Annotated in this window: 16 protein-coding genes and 1 pseudogene; 4 read left to right on the top strand and 13 right to left on the bottom strand. The window is 72.2% G+C overall.

Annotated elements, in window-relative coordinates; genetic code table 11:
• Positions 1-125: 125 nt before the first annotated feature.
• Positions 126-818: a class I SAM-dependent methyltransferase gene (locus tag AOK03_RS32250; RefSeq protein ID WP_055568923.1), complete on the bottom strand. Its 693-nt coding sequence runs from the start codon at positions 816-818 to the stop codon at positions 126-128.
• A gap of 70 nt (positions 819-888) precedes the next feature.
• Positions 889-1,788, bottom strand: a complete 900-nt coding sequence (locus AOK03_RS32245; RefSeq protein ID WP_055568922.1) for an acyltransferase domain-containing protein — start codon at positions 1,786-1,788, stop codon at positions 889-891.
• A 129-nt stretch (positions 1,789-1,917) separates the two neighbouring features.
• Here AOK03_RS32245 and AOK03_RS32240 point away from each other — a divergent pair, with 129 nt between their 5' ends.
• Positions 1,918-2,178 (top strand): DUF6343 family protein, encoded by a 261-nt coding sequence (locus tag AOK03_RS32240; RefSeq protein ID WP_055568921.1) that lies wholly within the window; start codon positions 1,918-1,920, stop codon positions 2,176-2,178.
• 17 nt (positions 2,179-2,195) lie between these two features.
• Here the strand turns inward: AOK03_RS32240 and AOK03_RS32235 are convergent, their stop codons facing one another.
• The 4 genes from AOK03_RS32235 to AOK03_RS32220 all read right to left on the bottom strand — a co-directional run bounded on the left by AOK03_RS32235 (position 2,196) and on the right by AOK03_RS32220 (position 4,720).
• Complete coding sequence (locus tag AOK03_RS32235) at positions 2,196-2,561, bottom strand: tetratricopeptide repeat protein (RefSeq protein ID WP_055568919.1); 366 nt, start codon at positions 2,559-2,561, stop codon at positions 2,196-2,198.
• Positions 2,562-2,701: 140 nt separating this feature from the next.
• On the bottom strand, positions 2,702-3,091 hold the full coding sequence (locus AOK03_RS32230; RefSeq protein ID WP_244177833.1) for a DUF3592 domain-containing protein: 390 nt from the start codon (positions 3,089-3,091) through the stop codon (positions 2,702-2,704).
• Positions 3,092-3,158: 67 nt separating this feature from the next.
• On the bottom strand, positions 3,159-3,758 hold the full coding sequence (gene coaE / locus AOK03_RS32225; RefSeq protein ID WP_055568917.1) for a dephospho-CoA kinase: 600 nt from the start codon (positions 3,756-3,758) through the stop codon (positions 3,159-3,161).
• Between the two features lie 23 nt (positions 3,759-3,781).
• The gene (locus tag AOK03_RS32220) at positions 3,782-4,720 is read right to left on the bottom strand and encodes a PAC2 family protein (RefSeq protein ID WP_055568916.1); all 939 of its coding nucleotides are present in this window, start codon (positions 4,718-4,720) and stop codon (positions 3,782-3,784) included.
• 197 nt (positions 4,721-4,917) lie between these two features.
• Between AOK03_RS32220 and AOK03_RS32215 the strand changes: the two genes are divergently transcribed.
• Complete coding sequence (locus AOK03_RS32215; protein WP_055568915.1) at positions 4,918-5,889, top strand: right-handed parallel beta-helix repeat-containing protein; 972 nt, start codon at positions 4,918-4,920, stop codon at positions 5,887-5,889.
• 153 nt (positions 5,890-6,042) lie between these two features.
• Here the strand turns inward: AOK03_RS32215 and rpsA are convergent, their stop codons facing one another.
• Complete coding sequence (rpsA, locus tag AOK03_RS32210) at positions 6,043-7,551, bottom strand: 30S ribosomal protein S1 (protein WP_055568914.1); 1,509 nt, start codon at positions 7,549-7,551, stop codon at positions 6,043-6,045.
• A gap of 356 nt (positions 7,552-7,907) precedes the next feature.
• On the opposite strand from rpsA, the gene AOK03_RS32205 reads away from it, so the two are divergent.
• Positions 7,908-8,729 (top strand): class I SAM-dependent methyltransferase, encoded by an 822-nt coding sequence (locus AOK03_RS32205; RefSeq protein ID WP_055568913.1) that lies wholly within the window; start codon positions 7,908-7,910, stop codon positions 8,727-8,729.
• A 4-nt stretch (positions 8,730-8,733) separates the two neighbouring features.
• A complete protein-coding gene (hrpB, locus tag AOK03_RS44390; RefSeq protein WP_244177832.1) occupies positions 8,734-11,253 on the top strand; it encodes an ATP-dependent helicase HrpB in 2,520 nt (839 codons plus the stop codon).
• A gap of 3,022 nt (positions 11,254-14,275) precedes the next feature.
• Here hrpB and AOK03_RS44385 read toward each other — a convergent pair.
• The 6 genes and pseudogenes from AOK03_RS44385 to AOK03_RS32180 form a co-directional block, all read right to left on the bottom strand.
• Positions 14,276-15,580 (bottom strand): annotated as a pseudogene (locus AOK03_RS44385) (NACHT domain-containing protein); the annotation flags it as partial.
• A 17-nt stretch (positions 15,581-15,597) separates the two neighbouring features.
• Positions 15,598-16,494: an alpha/beta hydrolase family protein gene (locus AOK03_RS32195; RefSeq protein WP_055568912.1), complete on the bottom strand. Its 897-nt coding sequence runs from the start codon at positions 16,492-16,494 to the stop codon at positions 15,598-15,600.
• 48 nt (positions 16,495-16,542) lie between these two features.
• A complete protein-coding gene (pgfA, locus tag AOK03_RS32190; protein ID WP_055568911.1) occupies positions 16,543-17,541 on the bottom strand; it encodes a cell envelope lipid trafficking protein PgfA in 999 nt (332 codons plus the stop codon).
• A 20-nt stretch (positions 17,542-17,561) separates the two neighbouring features.
• A complete protein-coding gene (locus AOK03_RS42195; protein WP_107098168.1) occupies positions 17,562-17,696 on the bottom strand; it encodes an SPW_0924 family protein in 135 nt (44 codons plus the stop codon).
• A gap of 171 nt (positions 17,697-17,867) precedes the next feature.
• Positions 17,868-19,631: a lytic transglycosylase domain-containing protein gene (locus AOK03_RS32185; RefSeq protein WP_055568910.1), complete on the bottom strand. Its 1,764-nt coding sequence runs from the start codon at positions 19,629-19,631 to the stop codon at positions 17,868-17,870.
• A gap of 217 nt (positions 19,632-19,848) precedes the next feature.
• Complete coding sequence (locus tag AOK03_RS32180) at positions 19,849-20,814, bottom strand: serine hydrolase (protein WP_079075084.1); 966 nt, start codon at positions 20,812-20,814, stop codon at positions 19,849-19,851.
• Positions 20,815-20,852: the final 38 nt, after the last annotated feature.

Here is a 20,852-nt window from a genome sequence, read left to right as displayed (position 1 = left end):
GTGGCGGACATCGTGGTCTCCTCGGCGGGTGGGGCCCGGGGGCTTCGTGCGAAGCCCCCGGGCCGTTGTGCTGTCACCGTTGAAGACCGGTCGTCCGCCCCGAACTCATCGCTCGGCGCGCGATCTCACTCCGCGGGCACGGCCCGCACCCAAATGCCGTCCTCGGTCAGGTACTTGTCGACCTTCAGGCCCGCCTCCGCGAGCGCCGCCTCGAACTGCTCCCGGTCGAGCGGCCGGGCCCGGAACGTCTGGGTCCATACGGCGTCCGGGAAGATGTACTCAGCGCGGACCTCGTTCACGCCGTCGCCGACCGGTGTCGCCGAGACGATCCGGGTCGTGTAGCCGCCCGGGTCGACGCGCTCCCTCGGCAGGTTCGTGTGGTAGTCCGCGCCCTCCCGCTGGATCAGCACACAGCCCTGGTCCGTGACGTGGTTCCGGCAGGCGCGCAGCATCCCGCGCCGCACCGCCGTGTCGCCGTTGTGCACGAGGAACGACGCGAGCATCACCACGGAGAACTTCTCGTCCAGGTCGAGCTTCTCGATGGGGCTGCGCACCGTCCGCACCCCGCCGTCGAGCTCGGCGACCTTCTCCAGCATCTCGGCGGACTCGTCCACGGCCGTCACCCGGAAACCCCGCTCAAGGAGCGGACGGGTCACCCGGCCCGCGCCGCAGCCGAGTTCCAGGATGTGCGACCCCGCGGGCACGGCGGCCTCGATGACATCGGGTTCATTGCCGACGGACAGCCGTGTGTACAGCTCGACCGCACAGCCGTCCGGCGTGATCGCGCCGGGGCCCGTTCCCTCGTATCCCTCACGCATCTGCAGGCTCATGCCCCGCCCAACGAAGCCCACCGGGCCCCCGTTCCCCCCGCACGCACGGATCCACCGGCTACAGCGGAAACCAGCCATGCCCGCCGTACCAGTGGCCGCCCGCCCGCAGATGGTCCCCCACGGCCCGCTCCACCCGCGTCCGCCTGGGAAGTCCGGCCACAGGCAGGTCCCGGTCGCCGAAGACGAAGGCGACGGGGTCGCCATCCGACGGCTCCCGCCCGTACCCGGCCGCCGGACGGAATCGCCGCTGGAAGCGGACGATGTTCGAGTCCTCGGGGAGGTACGTCGCCAGCTGCGGGTCGAGCAGCCAGGAGTGGCAGACGACTGTCTCGAACCGGTCCTCGGGGAAGTGGCGCGCGAAGAACTCCCGCGCCCGTGAAATCGACCGCTCGCAGGCCTCGGGCGTCAACGCGCCCCGGAAATCGGTGATGTGGACGTTCAGACAGGGGTCCCCGGGACCGGCCCGGTGCCCGGCCGCCGCCGTCGCGCCGCCCATGCGCTCGCCCAGCACGGCACGCTGGAACTGCAGCCGTCCCAACTGGTAGAGCTCGCCCCGGAAGTGCAGGCCGATCCAGTCCGGCACGAGAAGCCCCCGGCTGCCCCGCGCCCTGCGGTGCACCGCCATGTGGCGCCCGAGGTCGGCGAGGGTGCGGCGCGACACGTCGTCGGGGATGCCGCGGCCGCGGTGGTACGCCCGCACGTGCTCCAGCGCCGCCACGTACACGTACACGAAGAAGCAGCGCCCGAGCTCACCCCACCCCTCGGGCAGCACAGGGAGACGGCCGCCGCCGACCCTCCCCATGTCGCGCACGACGGCGTCCACGCAGCGGTCGAGCAGCCAGCGCGCCTCCGGGTCCGCCCACAACCGGCCGCGCAGCGCCACGAGAGGGTTGATGTCCTCGTGCGGCACGGCGAGGTCGAGGAGCGCCTCCGGCAGCTCGTCGGCGTCCGGAAGCACCGCCGCGGCCCGCGGCTCCCCGGCCGCCTCCAGCTCCGCCAGCCATGCGGCGAGCTTCTCGTCGGCCCTGAGCGCTTCCAGCACGTTCCCACCCTCTTTATCCTGTAAAGGAGGAGATGACCTCCCATGATGCGCACAGGCAGTGAACCGGTGACCGCGCGCAGCCCCCTGCGGATGCGGTTCTGGTTCAGCGTATGGGGCCTGACCTGGGCCGCCTTCGGCACCGTGGCCTTCGCGCTCACCGGCCGGGCGGGATGGGCGGCGGCGTGTGGAGCACTGCTCGTCGTGGTCGCCGCGGACCTCGCGTGGGTCGTACACCGGATGCGCCAGGGCGCGCACTACCAGCCGGGCAGGGACGTCCCGCCGTACGAGCCGCCGGGTCCCTCCTAGGACGCACCTCGCCCCGGCTACTCCTTCTCGAAGCGGGCCGCCGCCAGATACTCCGGCTGCGGGTCGAGGGCGGCCGCGAGCCGGAAGTGGCGCCGCGCCTGCTCGGGCCGCGCGCCGCGCTCATAGGTACGGGCGAGGGCGAAGTGCGCGAACGCGTTGTCCGGCTCGCGCTCCAGGACGATGCTGAACTCCAGCTCGGCGGCGCGCAGTTGTGCCGCGGCGAAGAAGGCCCGCGCCCGCAGCAGACGGGCCGCCGTGTTCTCCGGGTGGGCGGCGATGACGGTGTCGAGCAGCTTCACCGCGCCGCGCGGATCCCGGGCGGCAAGAAGCTGCTCAGCCGCCCGGAAATCAATGACATGGGTCTCCGGGGTGATTTCGGGCACGCCGGACTCCTTCCCTCGCTCCCCCGCGTCAACGCCCGCCGCACGCCCGCCTATTCCACCCGCGCGTGAAATCGCGCCCCACGCGCGCGGGAGGCCCTCCGGAAGCGCCCGACGCGGGCACCCGAGAGCACGACGACGCCTCAGCGCACGGCGACGGCGAGGACGGCGCCCAGCACCACGAGGGCCGCGCCCGCGCCGACGAAGGCACGGTCGAGGCCGGTGCGCTCGCCGCCGATCAGCACGGTCTCGCGCGGATCCCCGATGTCGTACGCGATCCCGACCCGGTCCCCCGCGGCGAGCGGCCGACGGCGGCTCGGCGGCACGGGCGACACCACTTCGACGACGCGCCCGTCACCCGTCTCGAACTGCAGCGTGGGCCGCTCGGCGCCGGGCAGGGTCGCCTTCACCAGAGCCTGGGTGACGACTCCCGCGGCGGTGATGCGCCGCGTCTGCCGCAGTCCGTACGCACCGGCCAGCGCCGCGACCAGCCCTCCCAGAATCGTGAACGCCGCCAGAACGACCACTGCCACCGCCCCTCCCCGAGCGCGCCATCCGCAGTCCGCTGTCCGTTGCTTGCCGTGCGTCAGCCGCCGGCGGCTATCCGCGGGCCCTTCGCGCGAGCTCGGCCCAGACCTCGCCGACCCTCTTGGACAGGCCCTCCAGCGGGCCGTCGTTGTCGATCACGATGTCCGCGATCTCCAGGCGCTTCTCGCGGGTCGCCTGCGCGGCCATCCGCGCGCGGGCGTCCTCCTCGCTCATGCCGCGCAGCCGCACCAGGCGGTCCAGCTGGGTCTCGGGGCTCGCGTCGACGACGACCACGAGGTCGTACAGCGGCGCGAGGCCGTTCTCGGCGAGGAGCGGCACGTCGTGGACGACGACGGCGTCGCCGGACGCGGCCTGTTCGAGCTCGGCGGAGCGGGCGCCCACGAGGGGATGCACGATCGCGTTCAGGGCGGCCAGCTTCTCCGCGTCCGCGAAGACGACCGCGCCCAGCTTCGGCCGGTCCAGCGAGCCGTCCGGAGCGAGGACCTCCCGCCCGAAGGCTTCAACGACGGCCGCGAGGCCGGGAGTTCCCGGCTCCACGACTTCACGCGCGATCTTGTCCGCGTCGATCAGAACGGCACCGGCCGCGACCAGCAGTCGCGACACCTCACTCTTGCCGGCGCCGATTCCGCCGGTCAGGCCAACCTTCAGCATGACCGGAAGCTTAGGCCCTGGCGTTACGCGTCGCCCTCCCGCTCGGCGAGGAACCGCTCGAAGTCACGGCCGATCTCGTCGGCCGACGGGATGTCCAGCGGCTCGGCGAGCATGTTGCCCCGCTCCTGCGCGCCCGCCGCCGCGTCGTACTGGTGCTCAAGACCCTGGACGAGCGCGACGAGTTCCTCGTCGCCCTCCTGGATCTGCCGGTCGATCTCGGTCTGCGTCCGGTGTGCCTCGGTGCGCAGTCCGTGGGCGACGGTGGGCAGCACCAGACCGGTCGCGGCCGTGATGGCCTCCAGGACCGTGAGGGCGGCGTCGGGGTACGCGGAGCGCGCGATGTAGTGCGGCACGTGCGCGGCGACGCCGAGGACGTCGTGCCCCGCCTCCAGGAGGCGGTACTCCACCAGCGACGCGGCGCTGCCCGGCACCTGCGCCTCGTCGAAGGGGCTGCGGTGCCCCGGCACCAGGTCGGTGCGGTTGCCGTGCGGTGTGAGGCCCACGGGGCGCGTGTGCGGTACGCCCATGGGGATGCCGTGGAAGTTCACGGAGAGCCGCACGCCGAGCCGCTCCACGATCTGCTGGACGGCCGCGGCGAAACGTTCCCACTCGATGTCGGGCTCGGGCCCGGAGAGCAGCAGGAAGGGTGCGCCGGTCGCGTCCTGGACGAGGCGGACGTCGAGCGTCGGCACCTCGTAGTCGCTCCAGCGGTCGCGCCGGAAGGTGAGCAGCGGGCGGCGGGCGCGGTAGTCGACGAGCCGGTCGTGGTCGAACCTCGCCACCACCTGCCCGGGAAGGCTGTCCGTGAGCCGCTCGACGATCTGGTCGCCGGTTTCGCCCGCGTCGATGTATCCGTCGAAGTGGTAGAGCATGACAAGTCCGGCCGACTCCTGGGCGAGCGCCATGTCGACGACGGCGAGACCCTTCGGCTCCCATGCGTACAAACCCTGCGGATCAAGCACTGTGACCGCTCCTCCTCGTGTTCGTAGTGAAGAACACGCGCAGCGTCACGAGCATTCCCGGCCGACCTTTCACCGCCACGGAGTTGAAGAGCTGGTCCATACCTTGACGCGGACATGCCCCAGCTCTACGTTCATACTCACATCCAGTGTTCACGTACTAGAACACTCCAGAAACCCCCGACGGGAAGGCCACCCCCATGCGCACCCGACGCCCCCTGCTCACCGCCTTGTTCGCCGCGACGGCCGCCACCGGAGGTCTGACCATGGCCGCCACCGCGACCGCCGCGACCGCACCGGCACGGACCATCGAGGTCTCCACGGCCGCCGAGCTGAAGACGGCGCTCACCGACGCCTCCCCCGGCGACACGATCCACCTCGCCGACGGAACGTACTCCGGCAACTTCAAGACGTCCGTGGCGGCGAGCGCGAACTCCCGCATCACGCTGACCGGTTCGTCGAAGGCGGTGCTCACCACGGGCGGCGGCTACGGTCTGCACCTCAACGGCGCCTCGTACTGGACGGTGAAGGGCGTCACCGTCACCGGCGGCCAGAAGGGCATCATGATCGACTCCGCGCGGGGCGTCGTCGTGGACACCGTGACGGTCCACGGCCTCGACATGGAGGGCGTCCACTTCCGGAGGTCGAGCAGCGACGGCGTGATCAAGAACTCGCGGATCTACGACACCGGGAACGACGACCGCGGCATGGGCGAGGGCGTCTACGTGGGCTCCGCCAACACGCTCTCCGACAAGAGCGACAACGTACAGATCACCGCCAACACCATCGGCCCGGACGTGGGCGGCGAGGCGATCGACCTCAAGGAGGGCACCACGGGCGGCGAGGTCTCGGGCAACACGTTCGACGGCAAGGGCCTGACCGGCAACAACTACGACGACTCGTGGATCGACGTGAAGGGCAACAACTACATCGTCGAGAACAACACGGGCAAGAACACCACGAACAACGGCTACGAGACCCACTCCCAGCAGTCCGGCTGGGGCTGCGGCACGGTCTTCCGCGGCAACAAGTCGACGCTGACGGGCGCGACGGGCGACAAGCAGCTGGCGATCAACGTGACGAACCACAGCGGCAGCTGCAAGACGACGGTCCACGCGAGCAACACGGTGACGGGCGGCAAGGGCCTGACGAACATAACGGTGACGCCCTGAGGGCAAGACCCGCAGGGCCGAGCCCTCAGGGGCGCGGGGAACGGCGCGCCGAGCCCTCACCGAACCCGCACCCCGAAGCAGAAAGAAGCGGGCCCGCACCCCCAGAGGGGTACGGGCCCGCAACGTTCAACTGCTACCGCCTAGAGGCGAGCCTCAGCTCTGGCCACCGGCGAGCTTCTCGCGAAGCGCGGCGAGCGCCTCGTCCGAAGCAAGGGCGCCGGAGTTGTCGTCCGACTCCGAGGAGTACGAACCGCCGCCGCCACCGGACGCGGCCGGAGCGGCACCGGCCGGAGCCGCCGCACCCTCGGCCTCGGCCTGGGCGTCCGCCTCGCGGGACTTGATGACCTGGGCCTGGTGCTGCTCGAAGCGCTGCTGCGCCTCGGCGTACTGGCCCTCCCAAGCCTCGCGCTGGGTCTCGAAGCCCTCGAGCCAGTCGTTCGTCTCGGGGTCGAAGCCCTCGGGGTAGATGTAGTTGCCCTGGTCGTCGTAGGACGCGGCCATGCCGTACAGGGTCGGGTCGAACTCGACGGCCGACGGGTCGGCGCCGAAGGACTCGTTGGCCTGCTTCAGCGACAGCGAGATCCGGCGACGCTCGAGGTCGATGTCGATGACCTTGACGAAGATCTCGTCGTTGACCTGGACGACCTGCTCCGGGATCTCCACGTGGCGCTCGGCCAGCTCGGAGATGTGGACCAGGCCCTCGATGCCCTCGTCGACGCGCACGAACGCACCGAACGGAACGAGCTTGGTGACCTTACCGGGAACGACCTGCCCGATCTGGTGCGTGCGGGCGAACTGCTGCCACGGGTCTTCCTGCGTCGCCTTGAGCGACAGGGAGACGCGCTCGCGGTCCATGTCCACGTCGAGAACCTCGACGGTGACTTCCTGGCCGACCTCGACAACCTCGGAGGGGTGGTCGATGTGCTTCCAGGACAGCTCGGACACGTGGACGAGGCCGTCGACGCCGCCGAGGTCCACGAACGCACCGAAGTTGACGATCGAGGAAACGACGCCGGAGCGGACCTGGCCCTTCTGCAGGGTCGTGAGGAAGGTCTGGCGGACCTCGCTCTGGGTCTGCTCGAGCCAGGCACGGCGGGACAGGACCACGTTGTTGCGGTTCTTGTCCAGCTCGATGATCTTGGCCTCGAGCTCCTTGCCCACGTAGGGCTGAAGGTCGCGGACGCGGCGCATCTCGACGAGGGAGGCCGGCAGGAAGCCACGGAGGCCGATGTCGAGGATGAGACCACCCTTGACGACCTCGATGACGGTACCGGTGACGATGCCGTCTTCTTCCTTGATCTTCTCGATCGTGCCCCAGGCACGCTCGTACTGAGCGCGCTTCTTGGACAGGATCAGACGGCCTTCCTTGTCCTCCTTCTGGAGAACCAGGGCCTCGATCTCGTCACCAACGGCGACGACCTCGTTCGGGTCGACGTCGTGCTTGATGGAGAGCTCGCGGCTCGGGATGACGCCTTCGGTCTTGTAACCGATGTCGAGCAGGACCTCGTCCCGGTCGACCTTCACGATGACGCCGTCGACGATGTCGCCGTCGTTGAAGTACTTGATCGTCTCGTCGATCGCGGCGAGGAAGGCTTCCTCGTTACCGATGTCGTTGACCGCTACCTGCGGAGTGGTGGCGGTGGTCTCGGTGCTGCTCGTCATGTGGGAAAGGGCTCCGGTACGGACATTGAAGTCGTAGGTACTGCAACGCCGGAGCCGATTTCGCACTCTGTAGAAGCCGGACAGCCTAGGAAGCGCGACTTCCGCGAAACGGAAGGCGCCTCGACAACCGAGGGGACATACAACAGACGCGAGCGCAGCCTGCTATGTCTGAGGAGCGCAGGCTCGCAGCGCAACTTGTAGCATACGGGGGCAGCCGGACAGGGTCAATGCGCGAAGGCGCACACCCGGGGCGGATCGCCGCATACCCGGCACAAAACCTGTCGCATGAGGCCACACGGGCCGTACCGCGCCCCCTCCGCGACGAGGTTCAAGGCAAGACACGGAAGATTACGACCATGGAGCCGATCATCCAAGAGTCCGAGCCGCTCGAGCCCGAGGCCACCAGGCGTGACGCCGACGTCACGGAGAGCAGTCGCGCGAACCGCGGCTGGTGGGACCGGAACGCCGACGAGTACCAGATCGAGCACGGCACGTTCCTCGGGGACGACCGCTTCGTGTGGGGTCCCGAAGGGCTCGACGAGGTGGAGGCGGAGCTGCTCGGCCCGCCCGAGGAGCTCAAGGACAAGGACGTCCTGGAGATCGGTGCCGGTGCCGCGCAGTGCTCGCGCTGGCTGGTCTCGCAGGGCGCCCGGCCCGTCGCGCTCGACCTCTCGCACCGCCAGCTCCAGCACGCGCTGCGGATCGGCGGAAACGTTCCGCTGGTGCAGGCCGACGCGGGAGTGCTGCCCTTCAAGGACGGCTCCTTCGACATCGTCTGCTCCGCCTATGGCGTGATGCCCTTCGTCGCCGACGCCGTGCAGGTCCTCAAGGAAGTGCGGCGCGTGCTGCGGCCCGGCGGCCGGTTCGTCTTCTCCGCGACGCACCCCATCCGCTGGGCGTTCCCGGACGAGCCGGGTCCGGAGGGCCTCTCCGTAGGGGCCTCCTATTTCGACCGCACTCCTTATGTGGAGCAGGACGAGCAGGGCAACGCCGTATATGTGGAGCACCACCGGACGATCGGCGACCGGGTGCGGGACGTCGTGGCCGCCGGGCTGCGGCTCGTCGACATCGTGGAGCCCGAGTGGCCCGCCTGGAACACCCAGGAGTGGGGCGGCTGGTCCCCGCTGCGCGGAAACCTGATCCCGGGGACGGCCATCTACGTGTGCGTACGAGACTGAGTACGTGATCGGTCTCCGCAACGAAGCCCTGGATCTGCCGGTACGCGACGCGCTGCCCGCCCTCCGTTCCGCACTGGAGGGGCCGGGCAGCGCCGTGCTGTGCGCCCCGCCCGGGACGGGCAAGACGACGCTGGTTCCGCTGGCGCTGGCCGGGCTGCTCGACGCCTCGCAGGAGGCACGTCGCGTCGTCGTCGCCGAGCCGCGGCGGATCGCCGCACGCGCGGCCGCCCGGCGGATGGCCTGGCTGCTCGGCGAGCAGGTGGGCGACCGCGTCGGGTACACGGTGCGCGGTGAGCGCGTGGTGGGACCACGCGCGCGCGTGGAGGTCGTCACGACCGGTGTCCTGCTGCAGCGGCTGCAGCGGGACCAGGAGCTGGCCGGCGTGGACGTCGTCATCCTCGACGAGTGCCACGAGCGGCATCTGGACGCGGACACCGTGGCGGCGTTCCTGGTGGACGTGCGGGCGGCACTGCGGCCCGAGCTGCGTCTGGTGGCGGCGTCCGCGACGACCGACGCGGAGGGCTGGGCGCGGATCCTCGGGGACGCGCCCGTGGTGGCGGCGCGGGGCACCGCGCACCCCGTGGACGTGGTGTGGGCGCCGCCGCCGCGCGCGGTACGGCCGCCGCACGGCATGCGGGTCGACCCGGCGCTGCTGTCCCATGTGGCGTCGGTGGTGCGGCGGGCGCTGGCCGAGCGCGACGGGGACGTCCTGTGCTTCCTTCCCGGGGTCGGCGAGATCGCGCGGGTGGCCGGGCAGCTGACCGGCCTCGGCGACGTGGAGGTGCTGCAGGTGCACGGGCGGGCCCCTGCCGCGGTGCAGGACGCGGCGCTCGCCGGGTCGGAGCGTCGGCGGGTGGTGCTCGCGACGTCCGTGGCCGAGTCGTCGCTGACGGTGCCCGGGGTGCGGGTCGTGGTGGACTCGGGTCTCGCGCGCGAGCCGCGGGTGGACCACGCGCGCGGGCTGAGCGCGCTGACGACCGTGCGGGCCTCTCAGGCGTCGGGGCGGCAGCGGGCGGGGCGCGCCGGGCGGGAGGCTCCGGGTGCCGTGTACCGGTGCTGGGCGGAGGCGGAGGACGGACGTCTGCCGCGCTTCCCCGCGCCGGAGATCAAGGTGGCCGACCTCGCCGCGTTCGCGCTGCAGACGGCGTGCTGGGGCGATCCGGACGCCGCCGGGCTCGCGCTCCTCGACCCGCCGCCGGGCGGCGCGATGGCGGCGGCCCGGGAGGTCCTCGCGGCGGTCGGGGCGGTGGACGCGGGCACGGGCCGGGCGACGGAGCGGGGCACGCGGATGTCCCGGGTGGGCCTGCATCCCCGGCTGGCGCGGGCCCTGCTGGACGCGGCGCCGCGCGTCGGTGCCCGCCGGGCGGCGGAGGCGGTGGCGCTGCTGAGCGAGGAGCCGCCCCGCGAGTACGGCGACGACCTGGCGGGGGCCTGGCGCACGGCCCGGAGCGGCACGGACGCGTACGGGGGACGGTGGCGGACCGAGGCCAGGCGCCTCGCCTCGTCGGTCACCGGGTCCTCCGGTGGCGGCGGGGGCAGCGACGAGTACGTGGCGGGGCTGGTGGCCGCGCTGGCGTTTCCGGAGCGGGTGGCCCGGAGCATGGGCGGCGGGACGTATCTGATGGCGGGCGGCACCCGGGCCGAGGTCCGGCAGGGGTCGGCGCTTTCGGGGGCGCGGTGGCTCGCCGTGGCCGTGGCCGACCGGCCGGTGGGCGCGGGGCACGCGCGCGTGCTCCTGGCCGGGCACGTCGACGAGGACGCCGCGCGCGATGCGGCCGCCCCGTTGTACTCCGAGGGTGACGAGGTGGCCTGGAGCGGCGGCGACCTCGTGGCGCGGCACGTGGAGCGGCTCGGCGCCGTGGAGCTGGCGGTGCGCCCCTTGAAGACACCCGCTCCCCGGCTGGTGCGGGAGGCCCTCCTCACCGGGCTGCGGGAGGAGGGGACGGGGCTGCTGAAGTGGTCGCGGGACGCGCGGGAGGTGCGGGAGCGGCTCGCGTTCCTGCACCGGCATCTCGGGGCGCCCTGGCCCGACGTGTCGGAGGACGCCCTCCTCGCGCGCGTGGACGAGTGGCTGGAGCCGGAGCTCTCCAGGTCCGCGCGCCGGGCCGACCTGGCGCGGATCGACGCCGGGCAGGCCCTGGGACGGCTCCTGCCGTGGGCGGGCGGCGCGGCCGGGCGCATGGACGAGCTCGCCCCGGAACGCCTCGAGGTGCCGAGCGGGTCCAGGATCCGGATCGACTACTCCGACCCCGAGCAGCCGGTGCTCGCCGTCAAGCTGCAGGAGATGTTCGGCCTCGCCGAGACCCCGAGGATCGCGGACGGCCGCGTACCGCTGCTGGTGCACCTGCTGTCCCCCGCGGGGCGTCCCGCGGCCGTCACCGCCGACCTCGCGTCCTTCTGGCGGTCCGGCTACCGCGCGGTCCGCGCCGACCTGCGCGGCCGCTACCCGAAGCACCCGTGGCCGGAGGATCCGGCGACGGCGCCGCCCACTCGGCACACCAATGCCCGTCTGAAGGGCCGCTGAGCACCGGAAAGCGCAGGCTGTAGAGGCCCGTTGCCGTGACGACGGCGACGCGGCCGTGGGGCAGCGGGGTCACGCACTGGATCTGTGTCGCCATGTCGACCCTGGCGACCACCCGGTCGTCCGATACGTCGATGAGGGTGAGCGCGTCGTCGAAGCCGACGGTGAGGGCCACCCTGCGATCGGCCACCCGGTGGAGGTAGATCTCCTTGGGCCCTGACCGTGCCTTCCAGTGCTCCGGCGCGCTCCAGGACCACCGCCGCGTCCCGTCCCGTACGCCGTGGACCTCGATCCCGCCGCGGCCGGTCAGATGGGCGACGACCGGTTCGCCCTCCCAGTCGTCCAGGGCGATTCCGCCCGGCCGCCAGGGAAACGTCATGCCAGGGCTGATGTAGGACGTGGGAGTGCTGTCGCGGTGGAACACCGTCGTACCGTCCGACAGGTCGAGGACGCTCAGGCCGTGCTCGTAGGCGTAGTACGCGAGATAGAGCCGTCCGCCGACGGTTCGGTGGGTCAGGACGTGCGGCTTCTCCGCCAAAGTCGTCTCGGACAGTCTGCGGCCGTTGTGCAACCACACGACCACATGCTGTCCGAACACGGCGAGCACGGCGGGCCGTCCCTCGTGGAGCACGGGCTCGACCCATTTCGGCGTGCCGGGCGGGCAGTTCCGCAGCAGCAGGTGGCGCCGCGGCGAGCCGATCAGCCCCACCCGCAGGTCCACGCCGTGCGGCGCGCGGTTTCCGCGCACCAGCAGCGGCAGCCCGGTGCCTCCGCCGACGAGGGCGCCGCGCCGCTTGGGATGCCACTCGACGAGGCGGCCGGTGGACGGGTCCATGCACCGCACGGCGCCCTCGTCCCCGAGCGCCAGCACGTCCCTGCCCGCCACCCGGCCGGCGTTCAAGGTCGTCGCGAACAGCGCGGAGAACCTGCGGGGCTTGGTGCCCCCGGCGTGTTCGGCGTCCAGGGGGAGCGTCCAGAGCGACACCGAGGGCTGCCCGAAGTCACCGGTGGCGAGCAGGATCTCGTCCCGCCCCGTGTCCACCACGTCGAAGTGGGTCGTCGAACCGAGCCCGGCGTGCAGGACCCTGGCGCGCCGCCCCGCCGGATCGACCACCTCGACGCCGCCGATGTCGACCGTCAGCCGCACCAGCCCGCGCCCCGACCGCACCAGACGCTCCCCGCCGCTGAGCCCCTTGGTTCCGGTGGACGTCCACTCCAGGCAGCCGTCGCCGTGATCCACGACCGCGTCCACCGTCGACCCCCCGCCGGTGAAGTCCGTGTCCTCCGTGGCTGCGACGGCCCGGCCCTCGTGGATCACCAGATCCCTCGCGTTGTCCCCTTGGAGGCGCGTCGTGCGGTGCTCGGCCGTGGACCAGGCCTGATCGGGCGTCAGAGTCCAGCGCTCCACCACCACGGTCGACTCCGTCGGAAGTACGCCGTCCCGGCTCATGGCCGCGACGACCACCTGTCCGTCGTGCGTCCCCATGGCCAGGTGGCTCTCCCACAGCATGTGGTCCGCACCTGCTTCGCAGGCCAGCCGGGCCAGCTCGCGCCCGTCGGCCAGGTCGACCAGCAGCACCTCGTCGTAGGTGAGCACTCCGGCGACCGGCCTGCCGTCCACGTCCAGCAGGGCCAGGGCGTTCGCGGGCGAGGCGAGCCGCACGGCGCCGCCGACCGGGGTCCGCCGCGCCACGTCCCAGAGCTGGAGGTGGCCCCCGGGCTCCTCGGACCCGTCCGTGGTTCCCGGCAGCCCCGCGCGCCTGCCGGTGACACCGACCAGGAGCCGTCCGTCCGCGCGGTCGGGGCAGACCGCGAGGTGCGAGATCGACCGGCCCCATGACGGTTCCCCTGCCAGCTCCGGCAGCTCGCCCATGAGCTCGGAGGTCTCCGCGTCCCAGACCCGCAGCCCCCGTTCCCCCTCCAGGGTCACCAAGGTGCGGCGCCCGCCGCCATCGAGCAGCAGCACGTCACTCGTGCCCTGGGGAAGCCTGCCGACGGACCGGTGGGCGCTGGGCGGGCTCGGCACGTACGCCCACTCCACCAGCCAGGGCGGCCGCGGTCCGCGCTCCAGCACGTCCGCGGCCAGTTCCCGCTCGCCCGCCTCCAGGGCGGTGAGCCGCAGCAGGGCGGCGCGGGCGCCGATGTCCGGCTGGGCGGCGAGCAGCGGCGCGATGCGCTCGAAGGTGGACCGGGCGGCGAGCGCGCGCGGGGCGACCACCTTCGTCAGGGCACGGCGGAGCACGTTCGGCGCCATGGTGACGAGGAACAGCGGATCGCCCGCGAGCGTGTCGAGCAGGCCGCCGGCCGCGGCGTGGGTGGGCAGGTGCTCGCGCACGTAGGGGTCGGCGGCGGGCCAGTCGAGACCGGTTCCGTCGGCTTGCCGGGGAACGAGGGCGACCAGCGCGTCGGCGATCCTCCGCAGCTGCTCGGGGGTGACTTCCGTGCGCAGTTCGTCGGCGAACGAGGCGTGGTAGAGGCGGTACACCGACTGTCCCGCGGTGTCCACGTCCTCCACGATGTGGGAGCCACCGGCCCTCAGGAGCCACCGCAGGTCCGTCGTGCCGACGGGTTCACCGGCCAGGACGGTGGCCATGGCGCACCAGATCTCCCGGGCGGGCAGCCCGACGCCCTCGGCCAGGGCGAGCGCGGTGAGCAGCGCACGGGCCCTGGCCTCCTCCTCGCGGAACTGCTCCCGCAGCGCCCAGCGGAACACCGGGCCCGAGGCCTGCGGCTCCTCGGACAGCGGGTCCCTGGCGGGCGAGGGCAGTTGGCTCCGCCAGCCCGGCCGTGCGGTGTCGAGCGGCGCCGCCCGATGCGCCAGTGGTCGGGCGACCAGCCGGGCCACCAGGTAGTTGCCGTGGGCGCGCTCCTCGATGGCCGCCGCGACCCGCGGGGCGTCCGCGGCGGTGTAGGGGCTCGTGCTGCCGTGGCCGTCGGGGGCGAGGAGCAGCCGGGTGGCGTACGCCGCGATGTCCCCGGGCTCCGTCCAGCCGGGCTCGTCGAGGTCGAGGCGGACGAACGCCGTGCCCAGTGCGGGGACGGCGCGTGGCCGGGTGCCGATCAGCAGGCGCACGCACGGCACGTCGGCAAGGGGGCGCAGCAGCCGTCCGGCGATGCGTTCCGGTTCGGAGTCGCCTCCTCCGGTGCCCGCTTCGTCGAGGGCGTCGATGACCACGTACAGCGGATCCGGGCGTTCGGTCAGGGCGGCGACGAGCTGTTCGGGGTCGGTGCGGGCGAATGCGTCGGCGGGCAGGCCCGCCGCGTCCGCGATGCCCGCGGTGATCTCCTCCAGGAGCTTGTGGCGGGCGTGGATCGCGGTCAGCCGGGTCCCGTCGCGCCGTGCGTCGAGGACCAGGCGGCCGACCAGCGCCGACTTGCCGACGCCGCCGCTGCCCGTGACGACCGCGCAGCGCCCCGGCCCGTTTGGGGGCGCCGCGAGCCAGCGGCCGAGCTCTCCGAGGGCCTTGGCCCGGCCGGTGAAGTAGCTGCCCCGGCCGCCCAGTGCGTCCGCCCCGCGCCCGCGCGGGTCGAAGTGGCTGAGGAGTTCCTCGCGGCGGCGGCGCCCCTCGGCGCTGTGCCAGGTGCGCTGTTCGTCCAGGTCGATGCCTTCGGGGGCCTCCGGCGAGTAGCGGGGGTTGGGGATGAACGAGAAGCCCTCGCCACTGGGCAGGGTGCCCCACGCCGCGTGCTGGAAGGGGCCGTCGGCGGCGAGGAACTCGTTCACGCTCTCGACGACCTGTTCCAGGTACAGCTTGCGCTGGCGGTAGCCGCCGACCAGGAGGTCGTCGACGGCGTCGCGCAGCGCACGGGCGAACAGGCCGTCGGCGGCGGCCTCGTGGGTGCGGGTGGCGGCGATGACCGAGAACGCGGTGAGGCGGCTCTCGTCGGCGGCGCGGGTGCCCGTGAGGGCGGCTCCCAGGTGCTCGGCGACCTGCCGGGCAGCGTCGACGCCGCCCTGGCCCGCGTAGCAGGTGTCGACGATCAGCAGCAGCCGCTCGATGCCGCCCTCGGTGACGATCCGGACGATGTCCTCGGTGGCGAGGGCGGTGGCGCCGAGCCTGCGGGCGTCGCTGTCGCGGCACAGGACGTAGTGCCGGTCGCGGTCGACCTCGCCGTGGCCGCTGCAGTAGAGGACGAGGGCGTCGTCGCAGCGGTCGTCGTCGGCGGCCCAGCGGGACAGCTCCCGGCGGAGCGCGTCGGTCGTGGGGTCGTGGATCCGCAGGCCTTCTTCGTAGCCGAGTCCTTGGAACACTCCGGAGACGATGTCCAGGTCGCTCTCCACGCAGGCGAGTTGCTCGTGCAGCTCGTAGCTGGAGGTGCCGCAGGCCACGACGATTCTGCGGATCTTCACGGTCCGTTCTCCCGCGTGCGGAGCCCGGCGGCTATCGCCTCCCCCGTCTCGGCGGCGGTGAGGTGGCGCTCCACCGCGTGTGCCTGCCAGCCGTTGTGGACGAGCACGTCGTGCACGCGGCGGCCGCCGTCGGGGAAGAGCGGGGCGAGTTCCTTGGTCAGGGCGACGACGTCACGGCTGTCGCAGAGGTTCGTCCACCGGTCGACCGCCCCTGGCCACCGGCCGAGCCCCGCCACCGGCCGCGGACTCAGCCGGTCGAACACGAAGTTCGGCACGCCCAGCGGGGACCCGATGGTGACGAGGGTGCGGACCGGCCACTCGGGGTGGGCGCAGAGGGCTTCGTAGGCGATGACGGACCCCAGGGAGTGGCCCACCAGGACGCGGGTGTCCTCCCGCACGGCGGCCGCGACGGCTTCCTGCGCGCGGGCCCGGGCGCCGCCGTCGTCCGTCTCGGTGAAGTAGCGGCGCACCTGGCTCAGGACGCCGATCATGAAGGGCTCGCCGGCGCGGGCGAAGAACCTGCTCCGGACGAGGGCGCGCAGGGCCCGCTGCACGAGGAGCGGTGTGGCGGCCTTGGCGGTACCGGGTACCTCGAGGGGTGGTACGCGGTCGGGTTCGGCCAGCGCGGCCTGCCGCCACCAGGCGAGGAGCAGCGCGACGTCGCCGGGCTCGGCCCGGTCGCGGCCGGGGAGGGCGTCGCCGCCCTTGGCGGGGCGGGCACCCGGGGGCCTGAAGCAGTCTCCGTAGAAGGCGACTTCGACGTCGTGCGGAGTCAGCGGTGGGCCGTCGGCCAGCCGCACTCCGTCGAGCAGGGCCGCCGCGACTCCCGCGTGCAGCGAGTGCGCCCCCAGGTACTGCTTTCCGATCCCGTGCACGACGGCGACGACGGCCATGCCCCTCCACCCGAGTAGTCGCTCGATCGTACAACTCGGGTGCGGGGATCACGCGTTGACCGGTTCGGGCGCCGGATCCCGCTCCGCCGTCGGGGTCGGGTCGCCGGGGCGGCGGCTGCGGGCCTCCAGCCAGAGGGAGAGGGCCAACAGGAGGATGCCGAGGCCGAGGAAGCCCCACGGGAGGTAGGCGGTCAGCAGGAGGACCAGGACGCGCTGGGACTTGACCAGGTCGACGGTGTCCTTGATGTAGTCCTCGCGCATCTTCACGTGCCCGGAGAAGACGGTGACCTTGTCGCGGTCGCCCAGGAGGGTGCCGCCGCGCAGCTCGTTGTTCTGGATCTCCTCTCCGTAGACGGGCGCTCCGGTGGTCGGTTCGACCCAGAACTTGCGCACGGTGGTGTACCAGCGGGTGGTGCCCGTCTTGGCGAGGGATTCCGGAGTGATGCCCTTGACGGGCATCGTCTTCGGGAAGGGCACCTTGGTCCAGGGAATGGTCTGCTCGAAGTAGTAGACCTTCAGGCCGCGGAAGTTCTGGGTGCCCTTGTAGTGGATGGGGCGGGTGATGCGGGCCTGCGCGTCGAAGTACTCGTAGTCCCGCTTCTCGGTCAGGAAGGGCCACTTGAACTCGATGCCCTCGCGTTTGACGGCGTCGCCGTCGACCGATTCGCCCGTGGCGTGCACGGGCTCCTGGCTGTGCGCGTCGAAGATGTAGCGCTCGGGGATCTTGGAGACCATCTTGCCGTCGGCGTCCTGGACGTAGGAGAGGGCGTCCCAGACCACGACGTCGCGGTCCGCCGTCTTCTCGATCTTCTCGGAGGCCTCGACGTTGCCCTTGAGGGTCTGCACGATGGTGACCTTGTCGATCTTCTTGGCCTTCATGGAGCCGTAGTCGATGAGGGTCGGATCGTGCGCCTCCAGGACGGCCTCCTGGTACTGGCTCGGCGGGATCTTCGCGAGCCGCGGGAAGGCGTACCAGCGCATGAGCGGGGACATGGCCGTGCAGAACACGGCGAAGGCGAGCAGGACGAGGCTGGCCTTGCGGCGCATCGCGGCGGCCCTCCCTACGTCTATGGGTGCTTGGGGACAGTGGTGAGGAGCGGCTCGGGGGACGTCTCGCCCGGTGGGGCGCCGATCGCCGTGATGGTCAGGACCAGGGCGAGCGCGACGGCGAGGCCTGCGGCGGCGGCGATGAGGGCACGCATGCGGGGCCTCCCGATTCGGCGAACGGCCGGAACTGATAGGGCGTCAGGGCGGGCACCGTAGCAACGGACGGGCGAGATGAGAACACGTTGCACAACACGGGACCGCCCCTCCGCCGAGGCTGGCGGAGGGGCGGTCCCGTGGAGTCGCGGGGCGGCCGGACGGCCGCCCGGTCAGGCGCCGGGGGAGGCGCTCGCGGAAGTGCTCGGAGAAGCACTCGGGGAGGCGCTCGACGAGGCCGTCGGCGACGGCGTCGCGTCGGGCTCCGGCGCGGTCACCTTCAGCTCGACGGTCAGCGTGCCGCCGCCTTCCGTGACGATGCGCAGGAGGTACGTGCCCGCCGCGTCGTCCGCGTGCATCTTCGGGAGCTTCAGCAGGCCGTTCGGGCCGGTCCTGAGGCCCGTCAGGGTGCGGGCCGGCTTGCCGTCCGCGCCCTTGAAGTAGGGACCCTTGTCGTTGGCGGTCGCGTCCGTCGCCGACTTGATCATCGTGGCGGTGGCCGCCACGCCGTCCGCGACCTTGCCCTTCTGGGTCGCCTTGACCTCGACCTGCTCGGCGAACTCCTTGCCGGGCTCGCAGACCAGCGGCTTGTCACCGGTCCTGGCGAGCGCGTCGGCCACGCGGGAGACGGTCTTCGCATCGAAGCGGACGCCGGTCACCGAGCGGCCCACGACCGTGGCGATCACCCGGAAGCCGCCGGGCTTCTGCCCCGCTTCGAGCACCGGTGCGGTGGCCTTGCCGTGCGAGTTCGTGGTGACGGTGGCGCTCCGCGCGCCGCCGTCGAAACGGGCGTCCGTGTCACCGACGACGGTGAACTCGACCTTCACCTTGGGCACGAAATCACCTGCCTCGGACAGGGCACGCACCGAGACGCGCTCGGTGAAGGCGTCGCCCGTCTTCGCGATGAGGTCGCCCGTCCCGGCGTTCGCCAGCACGTCGACCTCCGAGGGCTTGGGGTCGGGCTTCTCGGTGCCGCCGCCCGGGGGCTTGGGCTTGCTGCTGCCACCGCCGTTGTTCCCCGGCTCGTTCTTGCCGGGGTCCGGCTTGGGCTTCGGCTTCTTCGAGGGCGAGTGCGAGGGGTCCGGAGTCGGGGTCGTGCCGACGCCCGGGTAGCGCGTGTCGCTGCGGTCGTCCGGCAGCACGCCCTTCCCGTCGGGAACCTCGTGGGTGCCCTTGCGGTAGTACTCCAGCCACGACAGGACCGTGTTCAGGTACTCCGTCGACCGGTTGTAGCTCAGGATCGCCTTGTGCAGGTCGGCCTCGACGGACAGGTCCCGGCCGTTCGCGCACAGATAGCGGCCCGCGGCGAGCGCCGCGTCGTAGATGTTGTTGGGGTCCTTGTCGCCGTCGCCGTTGCCGTCCTGGCCCCAGGTCGCCCAGGTGGACGGAATGAACTGCATGGGGCCGACGGCACGGTCGTGGGTGCTGTCCCCGTCGTACGCGCCCTGGTCGGTGTCGGTGATCTTCGCGAAGCCGTTGCCGTTGAGGACCGGGCCGAGGATCGGCTTGATCGTCGTGCCGTTCGCGTCGACACGGCCGCCTCGGGCCTGGCCGGACTCGACCTTGCCGATGGCGGCGAGGAGCTGCCAGGGCAGGTTGCAGCCCGGCTGGTCGGCGTTGAGGGAGGACTCGGCCTTCTTGTACGCGTCGAGGACCGTGGCCGGCAGACCCGCCTCGTCCTCCTTGTCGCCGCCGTTCGGGGCGCCGGTCGGCGGGACGGGGCTCTGCAGGGGCGGCAGGTCGGTGAAGTACGGGGAGTCACCGGTCGCGGAGTCACCGGACGGCGGTGGGGTGTCCGAAGCACCCACCGCCTGCCCGTCGCGCGGCACGTCCGTCACGCCCGGGGCCTGCGACGCGGCGAGGGCCGCCACCGCCGCCGCGGCCACCGCAGCGGTCACCGTTCCTCTGCGCAGCCGCCTGCCGAATACCGGCGCCATGACCGAGCCACCCCTCCCCATTGACGACTGTTGCGCGCCGACCCACCCCCGGTGCACGCTTACTTACTGGTGCGCGCATTCCTGTACGTACACACTTGCCTACGTACGCACGTACTCCCAGTGGGCCGACTCAGGCGACACTACGACAACTTCCCGCGCCCAGGCACCCGTTCGTGCCCGGTTTTTACCGGTTGGCCGGGCGTCCGCGACAGCTCTGTTACGCAGTGGGGTACCCGGTCTCCCCCTCCGGGGGCACCGAGCCGTCCGGGACCTCGCTGATCTCGCTCTCCGGGGTCAGCCCCTGCCCGGCGGAACGCCCCTTGTTGAGGCCGCGGTGCACGGCCTGGGCGATGCGTTCGATGGTCCGCACCCCGTATGCCATCGACGGGTTCCCGTGGGAGAGGACGACGATCCGGTACGTCCGGCCGCTGCCCGTGAACACTCCGACGCTGTGCACGCGCCAGCCGAGGGTCGCGCGGGGCAGCCAGCCGTTCTTGAGGTGGGCGCGGACACCGCGCGGCATGCCCGCGGGCACCCCCCAGCGCTGGTCGCGCCGCACGTCGGCCATCTGCCGCAGGCCGTACTCGCGCGCACTCGGCTTCAGTACGTCCCGTACGCCACGGTCCCCCGTCAGCGCGCCGAGCAGCCGCATCTGGTCGGCCGCGGTGGTCCGGGTCAGGCCCCAACGGCCGTACGAACCGAGCGTGGTGGCCGAGGTGCCGACGCGACGCAGGAAACGGGAGAGGTAGGGGTACCCCAGATCGCTCCAGAGCCGGCCGGCCGCGTTGTTGTCCGACGTGGTGATCATGGGGCGGATGCGGCGGCGCTCCCACGCGGTGAGGTTGCGGCGCCACTCCTGCGCGCGGCGCAGCGCGGCCTCCATCATCAGGACCTTGGTGACGCTCGCCGCGTCGTAGCGCCGATGCTCGTCGAGGTGGCAGGCGAGGCCGGTGCGGGTGTCGTGGACGGCGACGGAGATGCTGCCCGCCCTGGACGACAGCGCCGCCCGGATGTCCCTGGACATCCGGGCGGCGAGGGTACGGTCCTGGCCCGCCGTGCAGAGGGCGGCACTGCCCTGCTGGGGCCGACTGGCTTCGGCGGCGGTTACGGGTATGGGGGCCAGAAGAGCCGTCGTGAGCGCCGCGGCGAAGGCTGCGCGGCAGTTCCGCAGGTGAGGAGCCATGCGGTCATCCTGACCCGGGGGTGGGGGTGGGGCGCCCC

Source organism: Streptomyces atriruber, from assembly GCF_001418325.1.
Taxonomy (GTDB): Bacteria; Actinomycetota; Actinomycetes; order Streptomycetales; family Streptomycetaceae; genus Streptomyces; species Streptomyces atriruber.
The sequence above is the reverse complement of the archived record's forward strand: the minus strand, read 5'-3'. Positions and strand labels throughout refer to the sequence as shown.

Excerpts from the sequence above, each read along its gene's own strand:
- AOK03_RS32250 (WP_055568923.1), bottom strand. The coding sequence starts at position 818 with ATGCGTGAGGGATACGAGGGAACGGGCCCCGGCGCGATCACGCCGGAC.
- AOK03_RS32240 (WP_055568921.1), top strand. The coding sequence starts at position 1,918 with ATGCGCACAGGCAGTGAACCGGTGACCGCGCGCAGCCCCCTGCGGATG.
- coaE (WP_055568917.1), bottom strand. The coding sequence starts at position 3,758 with ATGCTGAAGGTTGGCCTGACCGGCGGAATCGGCGCCGGCAAGAGTGAG.
- AOK03_RS32215 (WP_055568915.1), top strand. The coding sequence starts at position 4,918 with ATGCGCACCCGACGCCCCCTGCTCACCGCCTTGTTCGCCGCGACGGCC.
- rpsA (WP_055568914.1), bottom strand. The coding sequence starts at position 7,551 with ATGACGAGCAGCACCGAGACCACCGCCACCACTCCGCAGGTAGCGGTC.
- AOK03_RS32205 (WP_055568913.1), top strand. The coding sequence starts at position 7,908 with ATGGAGCCGATCATCCAAGAGTCCGAGCCGCTCGAGCCCGAGGCCACC.
- AOK03_RS32195 (WP_055568912.1), bottom strand. The coding sequence starts at position 16,494 with ATGGCCGTCGTCGCCGTCGTGCACGGGATCGGAAAGCAGTACCTGGGG.
- pgfA (WP_055568911.1), bottom strand. The coding sequence starts at position 17,541 with ATGCGCCGCAAGGCCAGCCTCGTCCTGCTCGCCTTCGCCGTGTTCTGC.
- AOK03_RS42195 (WP_107098168.1), bottom strand. The coding sequence starts at position 17,696 with ATGCGTGCCCTCATCGCCGCCGCCGCAGGCCTCGCCGTCGCGCTCGCC.
- AOK03_RS32185 (WP_055568910.1), bottom strand. The coding sequence starts at position 19,631 with ATGGCGCCGGTATTCGGCAGGCGGCTGCGCAGAGGAACGGTGACCGCT.
- AOK03_RS32180 (WP_079075084.1), bottom strand. The coding sequence starts at position 20,814 with ATGGCTCCTCACCTGCGGAACTGCCGCGCAGCCTTCGCCGCGGCGCTC.